This is a genomic window from Jeotgalibaca sp. A127 (assembly GCF_052266745.1).
In the GTDB taxonomy this organism is placed as follows: Bacteria; Bacillota; Bacilli; order Lactobacillales; family Aerococcaceae; genus Jeotgalibaca.
The window spans coordinates 1-2,875 of sequence record NZ_JBQPRC010000023.1 but is presented as its reverse complement, the minus strand read 5'-3'; the positions used below and the strand labels follow the sequence as shown (position 1 = coordinate 2,875).

Annotated in this window: 2 protein-coding genes, 2 tRNA genes and 2 rRNA genes; 1 reads left to right on the top strand and 5 read right to left on the bottom strand. The window is 39.6% G+C overall.

Going from position 1 to position 2,875, the window contains the following annotated elements; all coding sequences use genetic code 11:
- Positions 1-76, bottom strand: a 16S ribosomal RNA gene (locus ACTVAI_RS11720); the annotation flags it as partial.
- Positions 77-502: 426 nt separating this feature from the next.
- The gene (locus tag ACTVAI_RS11715; protein ID WP_443486746.1) at positions 503-1,426 is read right to left on the bottom strand and encodes an aldo/keto reductase; all 924 of its coding nucleotides are present in this window, start codon (positions 1,424-1,426) and stop codon (positions 503-505) included.
- 96 nt (positions 1,427-1,522) lie between these two features.
- Between ACTVAI_RS11715 and ACTVAI_RS11710 the strand changes: the two genes are divergently transcribed.
- Positions 1,523-2,179, top strand: a complete 657-nt coding sequence (locus tag ACTVAI_RS11710; RefSeq protein ID WP_443486745.1) for a DNA alkylation repair protein — start codon at positions 1,523-1,525, stop codon at positions 2,177-2,179.
- A 399-nt stretch (positions 2,180-2,578) separates the two neighbouring features.
- Here ACTVAI_RS11710 and ACTVAI_RS11705 read toward each other — a convergent pair.
- The 3 genes from ACTVAI_RS11705 to rrf form a co-directional block, all read right to left on the bottom strand.
- Positions 2,579-2,651, bottom strand: a tRNA-Thr gene (locus tag ACTVAI_RS11705).
- Positions 2,652-2,667: 16 nt separating this feature from the next.
- Positions 2,668-2,741, bottom strand: a tRNA-Asn gene (locus ACTVAI_RS11700).
- Positions 2,742-2,752: 11 nt separating this feature from the next.
- Positions 2,753-2,868, bottom strand: a 5S ribosomal RNA gene (gene rrf / locus ACTVAI_RS11695).
- Positions 2,869-2,875: the final 7 nt, after the last annotated feature.

Here is a 2,875-nt window from a genome sequence, read left to right as displayed (position 1 = left end):
GTTCCGTCCGTTCGACTTGCATGTATTAGGCACGCCGCCAGCGTTCGTCCTGAGCCAGGATCAAACTCTCATTAAAAGTGGGCTCTTGTACAGAAACCCTAATGTTTAAGTTGATTGCTCTTGTTTTGCTGACTTACTTGTGTTGCGACACTTGCGTGTCGGCTTAATGTGCATCCGTTGGGATGCCCTGCACGTTTGGTTCGTTCATTCTTTGTTCAGTTTTCAAAGGTCAATTCGTTATCACGTGTTACGTGATGTTTCGTTCGTGACAACTTCTTAATAATACCACCTGTGCAACTTAATGTCAACACTTTTTTGAAATTATTTTTTCAAATTGTTTTGGGTGATAAGTTATTGCCCATGTGACAACTTTTATATGATACTTCATATAAGTAACAATGTCAAGAAAAATAATCATTTATTTTTTCAACAAGTTGACGCACTAATAACGACTTTTATATCCTATCACCCACAACAATTTTTAGCAAGTACTTTTTAAAAATTATGGTAACTGGAAACCACCCGATCGATATAGCTCATACCACTCTTCTCGAGATAGGCGGAGACTTGAAGCTTGCGTACTCGAAACTATTCTTCCAGGATTCATGCTTCCAATAATCGGTTGCATGTTAGCCGGGTGTCTCAATAACCATGCTATCGCAATTGCTTCACGGCTAACATTATATTCCTCTGCCAACCTATAAAGGACTTTATTTAACTGTTCATAATCCGAATGGTCGAATAATATGCCCTGCTTATCATTTCCTGCCTGGAAAGGAGACCAAGGCTGAATCGTAATATCATTTAAGCGGCAGTAATCTAAAATTGACCCATCCCGATCAATAGATAGTTCATTAGAGCGATTCACATTAAACCCAGCATCAATCATCGGATGATGGCTGACACTCATTTGAAGCTGATTAAAAACTAACGGCTGCCGAACATTTTTTTTCAACAATTCAATTTGCATAGGATTATGATTACTTACCCCAAAGAATCGTACTTTTCCTTGTCGTTCCAATTGCTCAAATGCTTCCGCTACTTCCTCTGGTTCAACCAAGGTATCCGGGCGATGTAATAATAGAGCATCTAAGTAGTCGGTTTTTAGGCGAGTTAAACTGCCTTCTACCGATTGGATGATATGTTCTTTGGAGAAGTCATACATTTTCCCAGGTATAATCCCTGTTTTGGATTGAATATAAACTGAATCTCGGGAAGTATCCAGTTCAGAAAATGCTTCGCCAAAAATCCGTTCTGATTCTCCTCCACCATAGATATCCGCATGGTCAAAATAATTGATGCCGCTATCTAATGCTGTCTCAATAACCCGTTCGGCTTCCTCATTTGACAGGCTGTTCATTCGCATGATTCCTAGTGCTATTTCTGAAACCTCTAAATCTGTCTGTGCTATATTTATTTTTCTCATTTTCGCCCTCCCTTGTAAACGCTTCACTTTTAAAAGTATACCATATCCCTCAAGATAATGTATAATAATATGTAAAAAAAATTGGGAGGAAATAACATGTGGTATGGTAATCTCTTCAATGAATTAGAAGCTTTACAAAACCCTGAAAGAGCAATTCCAATGGCGGCATATATGCGTAACCAGTTCCCTTTTTTAGGAATAGCCGCAGACCCACGTAAGAGTGTTGCTAAATCTTATTTTTTAATTGCCAAAAAAAACAAAATCATTGACTTTGATTTTGTGGAGGCATGTTTTCAAAAAGAGGAACGGGAGTTTCATTTGATGGGAGTAGATTATCTACTCGCCATCCAAGACATACTTACTCCAGATCATCTTCATTTAGTTAAGAAATATATTTTGACTAAGTCTTGGTGGGATACTGTTGATGGTTTAGATGGGGTTATTGGAAAAATGAGTTTAAAATTTCCTGAAGTGAAAAAAATGATGCTGGAATGGAGCCAAGCAGATAATTTTTGGTTACGCAGAGTCGCAATTGACCATCAACTTCTTTTTAAAACAAAAACTGATGAGAAACTGTTAGCTGAAATTATTATCAATAATTTGGGGCAAAAAGAGTTTTTTATTAATAAGGCGATTGGCTGGGCACTTAGGGATTACAGTAAAACGAACCCTGAATGGGTGCGAACCTTTATAGAACAGTACCATAATGAAATGGCACCTTTGAGTATTCGTGAAGGCAAGAAATACCTTTAGATAAACTGTCAGTCAATATCGGCTCTATCATTTATGGTGTTAGTAGATATTCTTCTCAGAAATCTCGTAGGACGGCGTGGTCGTGTCAAGGATGTCATGCGAAAAATAGGGACCACTTGCGTTTCAGCGTCTACGTTCCCTTCGAGGCTTGCAAATCGGGAGACTACAGGCTCAGGGCGGTAGTACACGCCAACACTAATCCAACGTATAGAGCGAAGAGCATTTCCTTCACCAATACCAAATAACCAAGAAGCGTAACATCCATCAAGTTTTCCTCGGAAAATGCTGCTGATTAATTATAATTTTTAAGACAACAAAAAAGTCATGCAGACTGCTACTATAAGCAATTTACATGACTTTTATCATTTATTCTAATGTAGAGTACTCACATTCACTTCAAGCCACCTGTCGGAATCGAACCGACGACCTCCACCTTACCATGGTGGCGCTCTACCGACTGAGCTAAGACGGCAAGGAAAATAAAAAAACTCCGCAAGTAGGACTCGAACCTACGACATCTTGATTAACAGTCAAGCGCTACTACCAACTGAGCTATTGCGGAATAATGTTGTTGCGCGGCAGCGTCCTACTCTCACAAAGGGAAACCCTTCACTACAATCGGCGCTAAGAAGCTTAACTTCTGTGTTCGGGATGGGAACAGGTGTGGCCTTCTCGCCATCGCCACCGCACAACTAT